This is a genomic window from Mucilaginibacter terrae, from assembly GCF_042679325.1.
In the GTDB taxonomy this organism is placed as follows: Bacteria; Bacteroidota; Bacteroidia; order Sphingobacteriales; family Sphingobacteriaceae; genus Mucilaginibacter; species Mucilaginibacter terrae.
Map to the genome: position 1 here is coordinate 68339 of NZ_JBHTMJ010000001.1, position 18712 is coordinate 87050.

At 37.0% G+C, this 18712-nt stretch carries 7 protein-coding genes and 1 pseudogene; 6 read left to right on the forward strand and 2 right to left on the reverse strand.

Features of this window, described 5'->3' with window-relative positions:
• Nucleotides 1-176: 176 nt before the first annotated feature.
• From ACFQ3S_RS00320 to ACFQ3S_RS00335, 4 genes are read left to right on the forward strand one after another with little or no spacing between them, the layout of a single operon-like run.
• A complete protein-coding gene (locus ACFQ3S_RS00320) occupies nt 177-374 on the forward strand; it encodes a hypothetical protein (protein WP_377160028.1) in 198 nt (65 codons plus the stop codon).
• A complete protein-coding gene (locus ACFQ3S_RS00325; protein WP_377160030.1) occupies nt 349-5532 on the forward strand; it encodes a DEAD/DEAH box helicase in 5184 nt (1727 codons plus the stop codon). The genes ACFQ3S_RS00320 and ACFQ3S_RS00325 overlap by 26 nt, the downstream gene beginning before the upstream one ends.
• A 5-nt stretch (nt 5533-5537) precedes the next feature.
• Nucleotides 5538-8420: a helicase-related protein gene (locus ACFQ3S_RS00330; protein WP_377160032.1), complete on the forward strand. Its 2883-nt coding sequence runs from the start codon at nt 5538-5540 to the stop codon at nt 8418-8420.
• A gap of 8 nt (nt 8421-8428) precedes the next feature.
• Complete coding sequence (locus ACFQ3S_RS00335; RefSeq protein WP_377160034.1) at nt 8429-12235, forward strand: Eco57I restriction-modification methylase domain-containing protein; 3807 nt, start codon at nt 8429-8431, stop codon at nt 12233-12235.
• Here the strand turns inward: ACFQ3S_RS00335 and ACFQ3S_RS00340 are convergent.
• Nucleotides 12226-13284: a type IIL restriction-modification enzyme MmeI gene (locus ACFQ3S_RS00340; RefSeq protein WP_377160646.1), complete on the reverse strand. Its 1059-nt coding sequence runs from the start codon at nt 13282-13284 to the stop codon at nt 12226-12228. The two genes, ACFQ3S_RS00335 and ACFQ3S_RS00340, sit on opposite strands and share 10 nt — an antisense overlap.
• A gap of 86 nt (nt 13285-13370) precedes the next feature.
• Here ACFQ3S_RS00340 and ACFQ3S_RS00345 point away from each other — a divergent pair, with 86 nt between their 5' ends.
• Nucleotides 13371-14528, forward strand: coding sequence for a tyrosine-type recombinase/integrase (locus ACFQ3S_RS00345; RefSeq protein WP_377160035.1), 1158 nt, complete (start codon nt 13371-13373; stop codon nt 14526-14528).
• A 1095-nt stretch (nt 14529-15623) separates the two neighbouring features.
• Nucleotides 15624-16306 (forward strand): annotated as a pseudogene (locus ACFQ3S_RS19665) (IS982 family transposase); the annotation flags it as partial.
• 29 nt (nt 16307-16335) lie between these two features.
• Here ACFQ3S_RS19665 and ACFQ3S_RS00355 read toward each other — a convergent pair.
• Nucleotides 16336-18708, reverse strand: coding sequence for a hypothetical protein (locus ACFQ3S_RS00355; protein ID WP_377160039.1), 2373 nt, complete (start codon nt 18706-18708; stop codon nt 16336-16338).
• Nucleotides 18709-18712: the final 4 nt, after the last annotated feature.

Sequence of the window (18712 nt, forward strand, 5' to 3'; positions counted from 1 at the left end):
AGTTGAATCATTCAAAGTCGATATATACCACCTCCATTATTTTTAGCTGTATTTCAAGTATATGAACCTATCAGGTCAATGAAGAAAGAACTTATACTTAATAATAAAAACACATCCTAAAGTAAGGCTTAACATTATATGCCCTTATTTTACTATGTTTCCAGTTTCTGGAAAACATGGAAAAGAAAATATTAGATCAAGATTTTTTAGGAGATATGGTAGGACTATTAAGGCCTGGTCTATCTTATAAGATTATCGAAGCCAACGAATTTGTAAAAATAGAATTGTTGAAAAATATAAAATGTAGGTGGCTGGGAAATGTAAACCTTAAAAAGCGTAAACATAGAAATGAAAAACATATTCGATTTACATAAAGATATTCTGACTGATTATAAACTATACATTGACAGCTTTATCAATATTGCTGATGATAAAATACTTGCGACTGTTAAAAAGGATTTTGATTCTGGTAATTTATATCCTGAGCCATTAGTTCAATTCAACCCCTCTTTTGAATCTGGCGGCAGTGTTGAAGATTTGGTTAATAATGGTGTATTGTTAAAAGATTTTAAAGATATTTTCTATGATAGTGAAAATAATTCATGGTCAATATATAAACATCAAACTGAGGCAATTATTAAAGGCAATGAGGGTAAAGGTTTTATTGTCACATCTGGTACTGGATCCGGTAAGAGTTTGACTTACATCTCAACAATTTTCAACTATCTTTTTAAAAATTCAAATAAGCCAGGTATTAAGGCAATTATTGTTTATCCTTTAAACGCCTTAATTAATTCACAGGAAGCTGCATTAACAGGCTTTGAAGAGAACTACAGAAAACGAACAGGCAGTAGTTTACCCTTTACTTTCGCAAAATATACCGGACAGGAAAAGCAGGACGACAGAAATAAGGTAGCTGCAAATCCTCCCGATATTCTGCTCACCAATTACATGATGTTAGAACTCTTGATGGTGCGTAAGACAGATGAAAGTTTAAGAAAATCTTTTTTGGATAATATTGAATATTTAGTTTATGACGAATTGCATGTTTACAAAGGCAGACAAGGAGCAGATGTATCTTTGCTAAACCGGAGAATTAAATCAGCAGCAAAAAATAAAAAAATAATTTGCATAGGCACATCTGCAACAATGGCTACAGGTACAATTGATGTACAGAAAAATGAAGTTGCAAAAGTTGCAGCAAGATTTTTTGACACTGATTTCTTTCCAGAAAACGTAATTGTAGAGTCACTCACATATTCAACAAATGAGGTAATTCCATCAAAAGAGGCATTAATATCAGCTTTTAAAGCAGACATAAAAGACTTCTCAAAAAAAGCAATACTTGAAAACCCAATTGCAATTTGGCTTGAAAGAACAATCGCTGTTAGAAATGAAGGTGAGCACAAAAGAAGGAATGAACCTAAATCGTTAAAAACAATTGCAACTGAGTTCTCACATGAAACGGGAATCAGCGAAGCAGAGGCCGAGAAAAAAATCGTTGAAATTTTGATTTGGGCAGAATCATTAAACATTGAAAGTGCAAAAGAAAAGAAAAAGGATACTATTCTCCCTTTCAAATTGCATCAGTTTATTTCACAGACTGGGTATGTATATGTAACCATGGAAGATACCGATAAACGTTACGTAACCTTAGAGCCCAATCCTTTTGTAAAACTTTCTGAGAGTGAACCAGAAGTTCCTGTTTTCCAAACGGTATTTAGCCGGGTTAGCGGCGTAGAATTTATTTGCGTCAGAAAAGATTTCGGTGAATCAAAATTAGTATTTCGAGATTTCAATGAAAATAAAAATCCTAAAAATGGAGATGATTTAAAAATTAACGATAAGAAACTTTTAAAGCGTTCACAAGATCATTATACAGACGGTTATATATTGTTTGATCAAGGATATCAACTAGATATTAACGGACTTCTTGAATTACTTCCAGCTGCATGGAAAAATAAAGCAGGTGATAAAATTGACCCTTCCAAAGAGTTTCTTCTTCCCAAAGAAATTTATGTATCAAAGGATGGCTCATTTTCAGATGCACGAAGTGAAGGAGAAAAGGCGTGGTTCATACCTGCACCTTTGATTTACGATCCAACCTGTGGCTTAATTTATTTAGAACCCAAGCTAAGCGAAAAATCAAAACTTATTTCTTTGGGTAATGAAGGTCGATCCACATCCACTACATTAATAACGCTTCAAACTTTGTTAGCTCTTTATAAAAAATATGGCTTTGAAAATCTCAGAGAACAAAAGTTAATGAGCTTTACTGATAACAGGCAGGATGCATCCTTACAGGCAGGTCATTTTAATGATTTTATTCAAGTAGTTCACTTACGTTCGGCAATTGAAAAAGTTTTGAGTTATGCCTCGGAACCATTAACGTTATTTCAATTAGTTTATAAAGTTGAAGAAGAATTAAAACTTCCTGAAAGGGATTATGCTGAATATCCTGCTAACAATCCATTAATACCTAGTGAAACAAATAAAAAGGCGCTTCGAAATTATATTTCGTATCGAATTATACAAGATCTAAAAAGAGGGTGGCGTTATATATTGCCGAATTTAGAGCAAACAGCATTACTTAAAATATCATATCAAAAATTGGATGAGTATGTTAACAATGAAGCACTCTGGACCAATATCAATTTACTAAGTGGGTCTTCTGGAGAATATAGAAAGTCTTTTATACTTCAAGTACTAGACTACTTTCGAAATGCTTACGCAGTTGATATTGAAATGCTACGCTATGAAAACCGACTACGAACTCAGGATGAGTTAAATAATGCATTAAATAAGAATAAACTTTGGTCGCTTGATAAGGGAGAAAAAATAGATGCCCCCAACTCACTTTCATTAGAAGGTGCAGACAAGGCCATAAGAGAAGTCTTTATTCAAAGTATTGGGCCTATGAGTCGCTTAGCGAGGTTTGTTAAACATGAATTTAGAAAATCAACAGGCGCACAACCTAACACACAGGAGTATTTGGATTTTATGAGTTCTTTATTGAATCTGTTATCTGATATGAGTTATTTAAAATCTCAACTGATTCATGCAGAGAAAGGTGATAAAATAACTTTTCAATTAAATCTTGGCGAGGTACTTTGGGAAAAGGGTGATAAGATAAATGTTGCCACAGATAAAACATCATATATTACTCTGGATGAGGAAATCAAAATCAAACCACATCTATACTTTCAATATTTATATCAGGAAGATTTTTCTAAACTACCAAAATCATACATAGCTGCTGAGCATACCGGCCAAATTAAGAATGAGGAAAAAATTGAAAGAGAAGATAAGTTCAATGAAGCAATTGAATTAAGTGCATTGTATTGTTCGCCTACAATGGAATTAGGAATTGATATTTCTTCTTTAAACATTGTTCACATGCGTAACGTTCCACCAAGTCCGGCTAACTATGCACAGCGTAGTGGTCGCGCGGGTCGTAGTGGGCAATCTGCATTGGTATTCACTTATGCTTCCAAAGTTTCACCGCACGACAAACACTATTTTGCAAATCCTGTAAAAATGGTAGCTGGTATTGTACAGGCTCCAAGAATTGACCTCACCAATGAAGAACTGATACGTTCTCATATAAATGCAACGGTACTATCATTTTTAAATGCAGAAGAATTTAAACCTTCATTGATTGACCTAATTGATATTGCTGGGGGCACTTATAAATTAAAAAGCGATATAAAGGCTAAATATCAGGATGTAATTGATTCCAGATTTAATGATATAAAGAATTTGGTTTTAAGAGTAGTTGCTAGCATTGATTTTAAAGGCATCCGATGGTTTAATGACGCATGGTTAGAAACGCAAATCAGAATGGTTCCTGATAAATTAGAACATGCCTTACTACGTTGGCGTAAAATGTATTTAGATGCCTTGCGTCAAATGAATGAGGCACATGAAACGCATATCAGTCCTGTAATAAAAGATGCAGACCTAAAAAAACTGGCCAACATTTCTTACATGAGGGCAAAGGATAGAAAAAGCCTATTGGAAAACCAATCGGATAAAAACAAAAATTCAACCTTATCGGAGTTTTACACTTTCCGTTATTTGGCTTCTGAAGGTTTTCTGCCGGGATACAATTTTACACGTTTGCCAATTCGTGTTTTCTTAGGTGGCAAGGATAGAAATGAATCTATTTCAAGACCTCGTTTTATTGGGTTGAAAGAGTTTGGCCCTAATAATCTAATTTATCACAATGGTGGCAAGTATAAGGTAAACCGAATTACACCAAATGATGTTTCGTTGGACTTGATGGAAATTAAAATATCAAAAGAAACCAATTATGCTTTTCTTGGTAAAGATGAAGGGAAGGGCAAAAATCAAGACCCCATTACCGGTACACAATTCACTGCCAGCAATATTGAGCTACATCAAAACCTGCTCGAATTGGAAGAGGCCCAGTCTGAAAATTCTGAACGTATTTCTTGCATGGAAGAAGTGCGAACCTCCGAAGGATATGTAACAGAACTCTATTTAAACTCAGCAGATAGTTTGCTTGATGCCACAAAAATTAAACTAACAGTTGATGGCGATGAATTGATGAAACTGTTCTACGCACCGGCAGCAAAGCTGATTTTGCTAAACAAAAAATGGAAGCGAGGCCGTGATAATGGTTTTGATATTGGTACTAAGACAGGATTTTTCAAAACAAAAAAACAATTGGAGAAACCTAATCCGGAAGATCCAATTCAAAACATCATGTTGTACACTTATGATACTTCTGATATATTATATGTGCAGCCAATAAAATCGCTGGGTTTAACAGAAGAAGGGGTTGTAACAATGCAATATGCTTTAGAGAAATCGATTGAGCAGTTATACAATATCGAGCCTGTTGAAATTGATGCCCGATTGATGGGCAGTGACGAATATAAAAACATCATGTTGTATGAATCAGCTGAAGGAAGTATAGGTGTATTAAAAGATATTGCCCGTAATCCGGCAAAACTTCGAGGAATATTTTTAAGGGCCTATGAAATATGTGGCTATGACTATGCTACAAAGGAAGACCTATTTCCTACAAGGCCTAAAGCAAGCTATGATGATTTGTTGTCTTATTACAATCAAATGGATCATACCAAGATAGATCGTCATTCCATCATTAATGCCTTAGAATTATTAATCGTTTCCAATCCTGATGATACGGTGGGCAGCACTTATGAAGAGAAATACGAGGAACTAAAAAAAGGATTACACCATCGTAGTCCAGGGGAAAGAGTAATGTTAGATTACCTGTTTGAAAATGGATATAGATTGCCAGATTTTACCAACCACAATATGGAGCAGTTTTATGTGCAACCTGATTTTGTGTATGAAAAAGACAAGGCTTTAGTATTTGTTGACGGTGGGATTCATAAGAAAGCCATCACGAAAGCTGATGATGAAAAAAAACGCAAAACAATTGAGTTAGCCGGTTTTGATGTGTTGATTTGGGATTATACCTCAGAACCAGCTGCATCATTCGTAACAAGGAGACAAGACATTTTTAGAAAAGTACGCTAAGCAATATGATAGACAGTAAATTAAAAAAGCCGGGGAAACTCGTGAAATTCAGAGGAAGAAGGTGTGTTGTACAGCCATCTTCTGATAATGAAATAATTTTGCTCAAACCGCTTGGTGGTTCTGATGATGAAATGATTTCAGTATTTGAACCCGTATTGCATGCCTTTGATAAATTAGAAGACGACCAGTTTGAATTGCCCGATAAATCGGACTTAGACAGTTTTCTTACAGCAAAACTTTTGTACGATGCAGCAAGGCTTTCTTTTCGCCAGGTAAGCGGCCCATTTCGTTGCATGGGTAAACTGTCGTTTCGTCCAAGATCGTATCAATTAGTTCCTCTTATCATGGCTTTGAAGCAATCTGTTACCCGGTTATTAGTGGCAGATGATGTTGGAGTTGGTAAAACTATTGAAGCCATCTTGATTTTACGCGAATTGTCGGAACGGGGTACTATAAAATCCTTTGCTGTTTTATGTCCTCCACATTTATGCGAACAGTGGCAAAAGGAATTAGCAGATAAATTAGATATTGATGCTGTAATCATTCGTTCAAGTACAGTCGCTGGTTTGGAGAAAAAGATTGTAGGTGATGATACACTGAATGTATTCAACTATTATCCGTACCAAGTGGTATCTATTGACTATGTAAAAAATGGTTCAGCTAAAATGCCTGCCTTTCTAAAAGATGTGCCAGATTTAGTGATTGTAGATGAAGCTCATACTTGCACTAAAAATCTTGATTTTAAAAAAGCCGGACAAAGCCAGCAACGATATGAATTATTGGAGAAGATTGCTAAGAACAATCAACAACATTTGCTTTTACTAACTGCAACGCCACACAGCGGAAAAGATGGAGAATTTAAATCGTTGTTAGGGTTAGTTAATCCTGAATTTGAAACCTACGATTTTGCCGATTTAGAAACATCAGAAAAAAGAAAGGTAGCAGCCCACTTCATACAACGTAAAAGAAAGAATATTGAAAAGTGGTTGGATGAAGAAACACCTTTTCCAAAGCGAACAACAGAAGAATTACCCTATACCCTTTCTGCATCCTCTGATTACTACAAGTTGTATCAGGATGTATTAAAATTTGCAAGAGGTATAAGCACCGAAGGTGTTACAGAAAACAAAGCAAGAATAAAATACTTCGCTGCCCTGTCATTATTAAGAGGTGTAATGAGCAGCCCGGCAGCAGGGTTTGAAATGTTACAAAAGCGTAAATCCAAAATTGCAGAGCCTGATGAGATTACAGCAGATGAAGTGAAAGACAATCCGATTGTAGAAAGGTGGGATGAGCAAAGCGATTCAGAGCAGATTGAAATCATTGACCGTGCCGGTCTTTCTGAAAGCGAATGGAATATATTGCATAGGCTTGCCCAAAAGGCTGCTGAGTTAACCAAAATTGAGAAAGATCAAAAGGTAAAACTTGGTGCAGAACAAATCAAGCTTTGGATTAATAAAGGGCAAAGCCCCATTGTTTTCTGTCGCTTTATTGGCACTGCACAATATGTGGCTACAATTCTAAAAGAATATTTACCTAAAGATGTAGATGTTCGAGCCATCACCAGCGAACTGAGCGATGAAGAACGCAGGGAGAAGATTGATGAAATGGCTAAAAGCACTAAACGGGTTTTAGTTGCCACTGACTGTTTAAGTGAGGGTATTAACCTACAAGATAAATTCAATGCCATCCTGCATTATGACTTACCTTGGAATCCTAACCGTTTGGAACAAAGAGAAGGCCGTGTTGACCGTTATGGCCAACCGGGATGGATTGATAAAAACGGCAACCATCAAAATACAATTAATGTAAAGATACTGTTTGGCGAAGACAACCCTATGGATGTGGTGGTGCTTAAAATCATCATTGAAAAAATACAACGCATACAAAACACGTCAGGCGTAAGTATTGCATTAGCCGATGATAACCGTTCGGTGATGGATAAGGTTTTGAAAGAGGTATTATTAAATCCTGATAAAGCACAAAATAGGTTTTCAAAACAAATACGAATTGATTTCGGAGCAAGCCCTGAGTTAGACGAATTGGATGTTGAAATTACCAACGAAATTGAAGCAGCAAGGGCAAAGGCCGAAAAAATCCGTTCCATTTTTGCACATGAAAGCATTATGCCAGATGAAGTAAAAAAGGACTTGCATGAGGTAGATGAAGCCATTGGCGATGTGGCCACTTTAGAAGCATTTGTGTTGGCAGCCGCAAAACTATTGGGTGCTAATTTTGAGAAAACAAGAGGCGGTTATATTTTCAAGAAGCTGAATATGGATGATTGGATGGCATCTGCACTGGGGCAGGGCGACAAAATTCATATTTCATTCCAGTCACCTACTCCACAAGGATTCCGTTATATAGGCCGCAACCACCGTTTTGTAGAACAGATATGCCATCGCATTATTGCCAACTCTCTTGATAAAGAAAGAAAAGGGAATAAAGCAGCAAGGGCATCCGTATTCCGCACAGATGCTGTTAATACACAAACCACTTTAATCCAATTCCGTGTTCGCAATGTTATTCGTGAAGTAAGCAAACAACACGAAATGGTTTCAGAGGAAATGTTCCTTTGGGGCTATGAGCAAACAACTGATGGTATACATGCATTGGATATAGACCAATGCAAAACACTATTGAACACATCAAGTGCGTTAGACATTAGTATTGAAAGGCAGAAAATTATTTTTGAAAAGGAACTGCAACATTTTGAAGAATTGCATCCTGACTTTATTGCTGTAGTAGAGAAGCGGTCTCATGAATTGGTAAATGCTCATACCCGTTTCGCAAAGTACATTGGCGCTAAACGGTTTGAAGCAGTTACACCTGTTTTGCCTCCTGACATTTTAGGGGTATATGTATTAATTCCTAATCCTAAAATCTGACGATCAGTATGAATTTTCCATCTATAGATATACAAGGCTCTATTCTCTCAATAGACTTACTAGCCAAAATCCGAGGCGAACAAGCAAACTTTCAGATAGGAAAAGATTTTAATCCTGATTTCAACAATGCCAAACTGAAGGATGAAATAAGTCTTGCCTGGCAGGAAGTCAAAGGGCAATGGACAATTTATAAAAGCAAACTTGCCCGTTTAAAGGAAGGTGAAACGGCAACAACAGAAACACGTAACTTCTGGATTTCACCCTTGCTTACGAACTTAGGCTATAATCTTACTTTCAATAGAACATCTGAAGAACTCAATGGGAAATCATTTCCCATTGGCTACCGTGATAGTAGCTTGGATAACTTTCCGGTATACGTAGGTGGTTATAACGAATCGTTAGACAAACGACCGGATAACAAACAACTCCGTGTTTCTCCTCATGCAATGGTGCAGGAATACTTAAATTACAGCGAACATTTGTATGGGTTGGTAACCAATGGCCGACTGTTGCGCTTATTACGGGATGCCAGCCGCATTACCCGTTTGAGTTATGCAGAATTTAACCTGGAAAAAATGATGGAAGAGGATCTGTATTCCGACTTCGTTATTCTCTACAGGGTACTTCATGCAAGCCGTATGCCGAAAAAGATGGATACGGGTGCAGAAAGTATTATTGAAAAATACCATCAGGAAGGCTTAGAAGCAGGCAGCACCATCCGTAATAAATTAGGAAATGCAGTTAAAGAAGCTATTAAGAATTTAGCCAACGGGTTTGTCAATCATCCTGATAATATACAATTGCGTGAAACAGTCACATCAGGAGCATTTAATATAGATGAATATTACCGCCATCAATTACGTGTTATTTACCGTTTGCTTTTCTTGTTTGTAATTGAAGAGCGAAATCTCGTATATGCTGATAACAAAACACCAGAAACAAAACGCTTTAATTACATCTATTATAATTGTTACAGCCTGCTGCGTTTACGAAAAGTGGCACGAAAGCTACTGTCGCCCGAGGCCCACCGCCATAGCGATTTATGGCAAAGCTTGGTGAGTACGTTCTCTTTATTCGAAAAAAAAGAAATTGGAAAAAAACTCGGCATAATGGCGTTGCAGGGTGATTTATTTGGATATGATGCTATTAGCAGCAACCAATATGATTTACATCAATGTAAACTTAATAATGCCGTGTTGTTAAATATCATCAAATCACTCAGCTATTTTGAAAACGGCAATGGTGTTCTAATATCCGTAAATTACGGAGGACTTGATGTTGAGGAGTTCGGTTCGGTTTACGAAGGATTGCTGGAATTAAAATTAAACGTCAGAAAGATCGAAGGCAGCGAAGAATACAGTTTCGGTTTTGACAGCAGTAGCGAACGGGGAAAAAGCGGAAGCCATTATACGCCTGAAGAACTGGTACAACCGCTGATTAAGTATTCACTTGAAAATTTGATTGAAGATCGTATCAAAACTTTTCAACAAAAGAAGTTAACGAAAGAAAATACAATCCAATCACTACTAAATTTAAAAGTTGTTGATGTAGCTTGTGGTTCCGGTCACATATTGTTAAGTGCAGCCCGTAGGTTGGCATTAGAAGTCGCAAGGGTGCAAACTGAAGAAGAGCAGCCTAACCCTTTGGCTGTACGCAAAGCCATGAAAGAGGTCGTTAGGAACTGTATTTTTGGTGTAGACAAGAATCCATTAGCCGTAGAGCTTTGTAAAATTGCTTTATGGTTAGAAGCATACAACCCGGGTGAACCGCTTAATTTTCTGGACCATCACATTAAATGTGGCGATTCTATTGTGGGCCTCGCATACCGCAGTGAATTAGAAAAAGGAATTGCCGATGAAGCCTTTAAAACCCTCCCGGTAGATGATAAATCTATTGCATCTGCCTTCTTGAAACGTAATAGATCAGAAAGGAAAAAATTAAGCTCTGTTGGTGCAGGGCAACAGTTAACCATTGAGCAGCAATTGGTAAATACGGTGCAGGAATCAATGGCGGAATACAAGACCTTTAATCACTTGCCCGAAACAACTCCAGAAGAAATAGATAGTAAGGCAAAAGCCTATAAAAAATTTATTGATGGCAAAGGTTTTACATTTTTAAAAGCAATGGCCGACACCCAAGTAGCCCAATTTTTTATCCCTAAAACAGAAGCCAACAAAGATTATCTCGTGACTGATGGAGATTTCCGGCTTATACTAAGCGGGTATAAAGGCTGGCAGGATATAAAAGTGGCAAAGGCCACTGCGGTAGCATTAGAACAACGTTTCTTTCATTGGTTTATTGAGTTTCCTGAAGTATTTAACAACGGTGGCTTCGATTGTATTTTAGGGAATCCACCTTTTTTGGGCGGACAAAAATTAAGTGGTGCATTTGGTAATCCTTTTCTTGAATGGATAAAATACGCTTATCAACCGATTGGGGCGGTTGATTTGGTAACCTATTTTTTTAGACGTATTTTTAATATACTCAGATTGGGTGGGTTTCAATCACTGATATCCACAAACACCATTGCGCAAGGTTCCGCTCGTGAAGGAGGATTAGATTTCATCTGTTCTGAAAAAGGAATTATTAATCATGCTGTCCGTTCTAAACGATGGCCAGGGACTGCTAATGTTGATTACGTTTTGGTTACTATTCATAAAGGAGATTGGAACAAGGACATCATATTAGACGGTAAATCAGTTGAAAGAATAACCCCATATTTAGATGATTCCCAGGTGATAGGAAATCCATTTCCTCTGAAGGCTAATGCAAAGAAGAGTTTTCAAGGGAGCATAGTATTAGGCAAAGGTTTTGTGCTATCGCCACAAGAAGCCGAAGCGCTTATTAAAAATAATCCAAGAAATAAGAGTGTTTTATACCCTTACTTAAATGGGGATGATTTGAATAACGACCCAGAGCAACGACCAAGCAGATGGGTTATCAATTTCTTTGACTGGAGCGAAGAAAAGGCAAGAACTTATCCTGACTGTTTTGAAATCGTCGAAAAGCACGTAAAACCTGAAAGACAACGTTGGAAATTAGATGAAAATGAAAACGAAATTATCGGAACCTATGCCTTACGAAAACCTCTACCTCAAAAATGGTGGATTTATGGCGAAAAACGACCTGCATTGTATGAGACCATATCTCAGTTAGACCAGGTCATGGTAATCAATCGAAATACCAAATATTTGCTATTGGATTTTCAAAATAGCCGAGATATTGTATTTACAGATTCAATTGTTGTTATAGCCTTGGATTCATATTGTGATTTTGCTGTATTATCCTCTTCAATTCATGAGGTATGGGCTTGGAAACATAGCTCAACTAAGGGTTCTGCAACGTTGAGATATTCAGGAGGCAAAGCTTTTGAGGCATTCCCTTTTCCAATTAATAATAGGAATGTAGAACTTGAGAAGTTAGGCCAGAATTTAAATAATAGTAGAAAATCTTTAACAGCTAATAATCAAATGGGCTTAACAGATTTGTATAATTTAGTACATACCCAAATGCCATCTGTCGAATGGGACAATTCTTTAATTCATATTCGCAATATCCAAATTGCAATTGACAAAGCTGTAATGAAATCCTACGAATGGGATGATATCCAATTGAGACACGGTTTCTATGAAATGGACCAGTTGCCGGAGAATGATCGTGTTCGTTTCACAATCCACCCAGAAGCGCGAAAAGAAATATTGACACGCCTGTTACAGTTAAATCATAAAACATATATGGAAGTTGCTGAGGTCAAAAAGACTAATAAGATCAATAACGAGCCGTCCCTAATTGATCTATTTACAAATCAAGAATGATCAAAAAGTGTTGGAAATGTTTCTTGATTAATTGAGGATTTTCGAATTGAGTTTCCACTTCTTTGATCAACTACATAAAGACTGTGATTGAGTTCAAGTATCCGTAAAAGTACTTCCTTGCGTGCTTCCGGGTGTAAAGTAAAGCGTATTCTATCTTTTTCCGGAAGATATTCCAACTCGTAGAAGTCATGCCTAGGTAAAATATCGCTCCATCCATATGAATTAAGAACAGCTAAATCGATTTTTACATGCAGATCACGTAATTCTTTAATTGATATTGCTGCGTCGCCGTCATATAGTTTGTCATGAAAAAGATTGTATAATTTAGTTAAGCCTATTTGCAAAATCTTCATTATTGATTGCCTTAAAGTATAGTATTCTTCCCCACAAGAGCTTAAATCATTCGGTAATTTGGATACAGGAAATGGAAATGTTTCAAAACAAGCGGTAGTTGAATAATTTAATGTTCCCGCTCCCAAGGTTGATGAATTTTTCCAACACCAGATATTATGTAGTGTACTAGATAATATAGCAAAGCTTCGAAAATCGTTCAGAACGATGACGCCCAATTTGTGCATATACACAATATTGTTCGGTGCGAATTCGAAAGCCGAATACTTACTTACTAACGACACTACCATGGCCTGGTCTAACTGAGATATAGTCTCATACAATTCACTCCTTGGTCTTAAAAATTGCCACCACTTTTCTTTTCCTCCTTTATCGTTCTGTAGCATTCGTTCTGGTTTTACTAGCTGTTCAACAATCTCGAAGCATTGAGGATAGGTCCTAGCTTCCTCTTCGGTCCAGTCAAAGAAATTAATTACCCAGCGCGAGGGTTTTTGTTTTGGATCATTGTTCAGGTCGTCACCGTTCAGATAAGGGAACAATACGTTCTTGTTACGTGGATCTTTGGTAATGAGTGCAGAAGCTTCTTTAGAAGTAATGATAAAACCTTTGCCTAATACTATGCTCCCTTGAAAACTCTTCTTTGCATTAGCCTTCAGAGGAAATGGATTTCCTATAACCGAGGATGGCCAGGATTTTATATCTTAATTAACTGAATCAAAAAGTCATAGGATTAAATTTGCAAACAAAAAACTTATTTCTCACTTCACTAATACTTCACACATAAATGAATAAAAAAATCACTTACAGTTTTCTGCTAAAACCTGAAACAAATAAAAATGGACAAAACCCCGTTTACCTACGAGCATTTCAGGGTGGCAAAAAAATAGAAATAGCAACATCTGTTGCACTTTGTGAACAAGACTGGTCCTCACGCTATCAACGTGTTAAAAAACGAAATAAGTTACATGAGCGATACAATATCATTCTAGATGCGTACGACAAAAAAGCGTTAAAATTACTCGTAAATAACTTTATAAATGATGAGACCCCGTTGACGTTAAGGCAGTTTAAAGATCATATAACTTCCGCAGGGCAAGCGGAAGGTAGTTTTACTGATTATATCCTTAAATATTTAGAGGATAATAAGCCAAGACTGAGATTGGAATCCTGGTGGAGTTATAAATCGCAAATTACGAAGTTGTTGAAGTTTAAAAAGAAAGTTTTATTTGCCGACATAACGGAAAAATTCATTAATGACTACCATCATTATATGATTCATAAGCTTGGGAACAATGAGAATACGGCAAGCAAGAGCTTACGGTCGTTACGAACTTTTGTGAATATCTCGCTACGATATGGGTTCATTAAACATAACCCCTTTAAATTTATAATAATTAAAAAAGTGGATGGAAAGCGCGACTTTCTTACCACCGAAGAATTGAATATACTATCGCAAGCTTACTTTACCGGAAAATTCAAAAATTCGTTAGAGAAGGAAATTTTGCGATATTTTTTATTTTCCTGCTATACTGGACTAAGGTATTCCGATTTAAAGGATCTAAAAATGTCTTCACTTGAAACTAACTCTATTCAAGTACGAATGCATAAAACTGGATATTTAGTAATGATTCCATTGTCCCAAAAAGCGCTCCAACTTTTACCAATAAAAACGGCAATTGATTCACAACCTGTATTTCGAGTTTATTGTAACAAAGTAACTAACCGAGTTTTAAAGGAGTTGGGTAATCAGCATGGCATTCAAAAGAAGGTAACTTGCCACGTTGCTAGGCACACTTTCGCAACGGTATCCATTACACTTGGAATACCAATTGAAGTTGTCAGTAAACTGCTAGGACACACAAATTTAAAAACAACGCAGGTGTATGCTAAAATTGTCGATAGCGTCAAAGAAAGAGAAATGGAGAAGTGGAATAGTTTATAATTTTTCGACCTCTAATAGACTTAAAATCACGGTCAACGAAAGCAAGCATTTTGAATAGGAATGTTAAAATAAAACATTCGTAAAAATGATTACGGTAAACCATAAATCTTTCAATGATGCTTCTCGCATTTTGAATCAGCGAAGGTTGATTTAGCCAGTTTCCAGTGATAACCCTATAAGGGTTGAACTGAAATAATTCATTTTTTCACATAGACCATAATCAAATTACCACAATTTTTGGGATGTTGGACTGATAAAGAAAAAAGAGAGGTTGAATGGTCGAAAATTACAAATGATTGGCAGGGCATTAAGACAGCCGAATAAAATTTTACAGTTACACCAGCTAATGATGCGGCACCGAAGCCGATGCTCAAAATAAAATATTTCTTTCAGAATCAAAAGCTAATCCTTTAATTGATTATAACAAAATGCCTCTATTTATTACTTAAGGAATTTACATTTTTGTTACTTTTGTACTAATAATCAATCGGATTGCATCGTTCTTTAAATCAAGTCAGCTTCCTGTAGGAAGCTTTTAAAAATACAGGGATCGATTAGTGGCAATTTAGTGGCAGTGTTTAAAAAGCATGCAAAAAACACGCTCAAAACGCCAGAATCGAAGAAAGTTCACATCCCCTCCGGCTCCACTAAAGCAGTATCAAAAAGCACTAAAACCCCTCATACGCTACGTATGATGGGTTTTTTGTTTTAGTTTGGTGCCGTTTGCTAAGCGTTGAATGCCTATTTTGGTGAGCATTTCGGTTAGCAGGCTTTTTCAGAAAAGGTGCTAACCATAATGGGTTTAACTATTTGACCTTCAGCGAGTGAACATCTTGTTTGAATTATGCTGTAAAGGTAAATTTGTTTAACTTTTTAACAGCTTTTTATGATTAACCATGTAGCTTTTTTTTTTACTTAAAAAAGAGAACGAATTCTAAAGAAGAAAAAATTCCGGTTTATGTGATGATTATCTATGATGGGCAGCGTACTATTTACGCAATCCGGACAAATATCAGTAGCCATAATCGTTGTTTAGGCACTATCAACATATCTACCTGCTTGCAATGGTTGACATAACAATTGACTGTGAGCTAATCTTTATATTTCGGGGGCCATCAAGATAAAGCCAAGCAGTTTGAGGATGACCAGCATGATACCCGGGATGTTAGATAAGAGCCGGTTTAACCGCCGGTTACCTGCAGTGGCAGAATTAGTTTACAGCTTATTCATGCAGATCGGACATTACTTTAAGTACGTCAGTTGTGAAATGAGCTATGTGTTGGATTGATTTCCTGTGGCTGTATGTGATAACATTCGCATTATGAATGCCAAAATGGTAAATGGTAAACAATAGCATGGTAAGCAGACGAGTATGCGCAGGCACTTTTATGGTGTAAAGGTTCAATTACTCATCACTAAAAATGGCACTCTGGTAGAGTTCGGCTTTGTTCTTGGTAGTGAGCATGATTCATTAGCCTTAAAGAAACTACCACTGGAGTTACCTGCGGAAAGTGAAGTTTTTGCTGATTCAGCTTATACCAACTATGAGATCGAAGACTTGCTAATGGAAAATGATCAGATTGCATTGAAGGTGCATCGTAAATCAAATGCAAAAAAAAAGGATAGCCTTAGTGTTGCCTTTATCAAGAATCATATACGTAAAAGAGTAGAAACAACAATCAGTGAGATAAAAGGGCTGTTTTTTTAGAAAGCTCCACGCTGTGACTTTTAAAGGATGGCTGCTAAAAATCACTTTATTCATCTTTGCATTTACATAAAATCATACCTAATTTACAACCTGAGTTAATTACTTAACTTCAAAAGTAAATACCTGGCTGCCGCATTCGCCAGTGACTGTAATACCTTGTATAATGCCAATGTATTTGCCTGGTTGATCTGATGAGTAGAACGATAAATTGTTTTTACCTTCGGTTGTAGTATAGGTATCTGGTTGCCAGTACAAAGCGTTCCTGAAATCGGGTATGCGAGTATTGCGCTGCTGTTCGGTATCGTAAAGTGGTGAATAAAACTTGCGCTCTAATTGTAGTCCTTCATAATCTAAAACTACGGCGCGTGGATCAATTTCAAAACCGGCAAGATCATCTTTATAACCGGTCATACTCAAAATACCATCAAAACTTGCCGAACCGTAAAAGTAACGGGAATTTACTACGTCAAGCTGTTTAATCTTCATAGGGTCGATAGCAAATGCACGGTTCATATCAAAAACAGGGATGCCGTTGTATAAAATTAGCGGGTCATTATCCAGTAGTTCTTGTTCGTTAAACATAGTTACCTTAAATTTACCACGGCGTTTAGCCACAAATAACCATGAAGTATATTCACGGAAAACCTCCTCAACTGTTGTAAACCGTACATAAGCATCTAAAAGGTAAGTTTTATTGGGTTTACCAAAAAATGCAGCACTATCAACGCCCGGATTATAATATTGGCGAAGTTTTGGTGCATTATAGATGTTAAGCACCTGCATGTTCAGGTTATTATTGTTTAAAGCTTCCTGCATTCCGTTAGTCAATTTAAAGGCAGGCAATGTGGCATTTGTGTACTGCTCGGCAAACGGATTTAGTAGCTCCACTTTATAAGTGCTATCTATGTTATAATTATTTTGCAGTACAACTTCGCTCAGGCCATAAAAATCTTTAGTATTAAAAAACAATCTTCCAACCAAATCGCTGCGGGCGTTAAACATTTGCACACGTTTTCCTGGTATGGCTAAATAAGTATTTATATTATTAGCAGGCATTCCATTAGCATCCAGTATTTTGCCTGTAACAATGTGTCCGGTGTACTCTGGCATAAATTTTATATCAGGTTTGCCGGTCAATATTGTATTCCATTCAAATAGGCGCCAACCTTGCGTAAGTAATAAATTATCTACTGCTAAGGCCGATTCTGCGGTGTTATTAAAATAATAACCTGCGTTTTCTATAGTTCCTCTAAGTTCTGAGCTTAGCCAAATGTAGCTGGCAATATTCTGCTGGTCGGGCTGGTGTAAGGAGTCGGACTTAAATACCGATACCGACAGATTTGCCGCCATTGGTTTTTGCAGCGTATGCGTGGCAATATCCAGGTTTATTTTTTGACGCATGCCATATTGTGCAACGTTTGTTTGGGCAGCAATGGTAAGGTTGTTAGCAGGAATTTTAAATATCAACCTTTCGCATACAGGGCGCATATCACTATTAAAAAGCGTAATATGGCTTAAACCCTCGCGCAACCGGCTTTTGCTAATACTAAAGCTGGCTGTGCCATTTTTTAGCGTAGCGTTAACTGCCTGTATTACTACATTGCGGGTATGAGCAAATAGGTAAATGTTTTCATCAGCCAGGCCGGCCGTTTTAACGGTTATTTCCCAACTGGGGCCTTTATCCACCGCTTGCATTACGTAACCTTTTTCGTTAATTGCAGGTAGTTCTTTACTTACGGCTTGCTTATTAATTTTAACCACAGCCTTATAGGTACTGCCTGTAGTAGGAGTAAAAATAAAGCTGCCCATGCCAAATTTATATGGTGAAAAACGGGTAACAGTATCATTTTTCTGGTCAATAATTGCACCTTTAAAGGCATTAATTCCTTTGCCATCATTACCGGTAACCTTAAAGGCAACTTTAGATTCTAAACCTTTAACCAGGTGCCCACCCTCTGGAAAAAACTGCACATCGTATAAAGCTATGGTATTTTCGTTGAGCTGCTCAGGAGATTTTTGAGCATTTACTATATGCAGTACTTTTTCAAAAAAGTACTCAGGAGCAAAATTTTTCATCCAGCTGGTATAGGCCCGCAAACGGTAATTACCGTTTGTTATGGAGGCCGGCATGTAAATTGAGCCACTGCCGGTACCGTTACGTAAGGCTATTTTAGTTTGTATAATGGGTGTATTATCGGCAGCCAACACTTCTACATAGGCAACTTTGCTTAGGTTAACGGGCTTGTTGTGGTTGCCATCAACATTGTACAACTTAAACCAAAGAATTTCACCGCTGAGGTAAAAATCTTTGTTGGTATGCACATAAATTTTTTCTGTTGGGGCACTGAGCAGATAACTGTTAAATTGGTTTTGCACCTGGTTTAATACCTGCGATTGTGCATAAGTACTACTTAGCAGGCAAACTACCACAATAGCGCTTTTAAGAACAGAAAATTTTAAAACATTCATCATAATT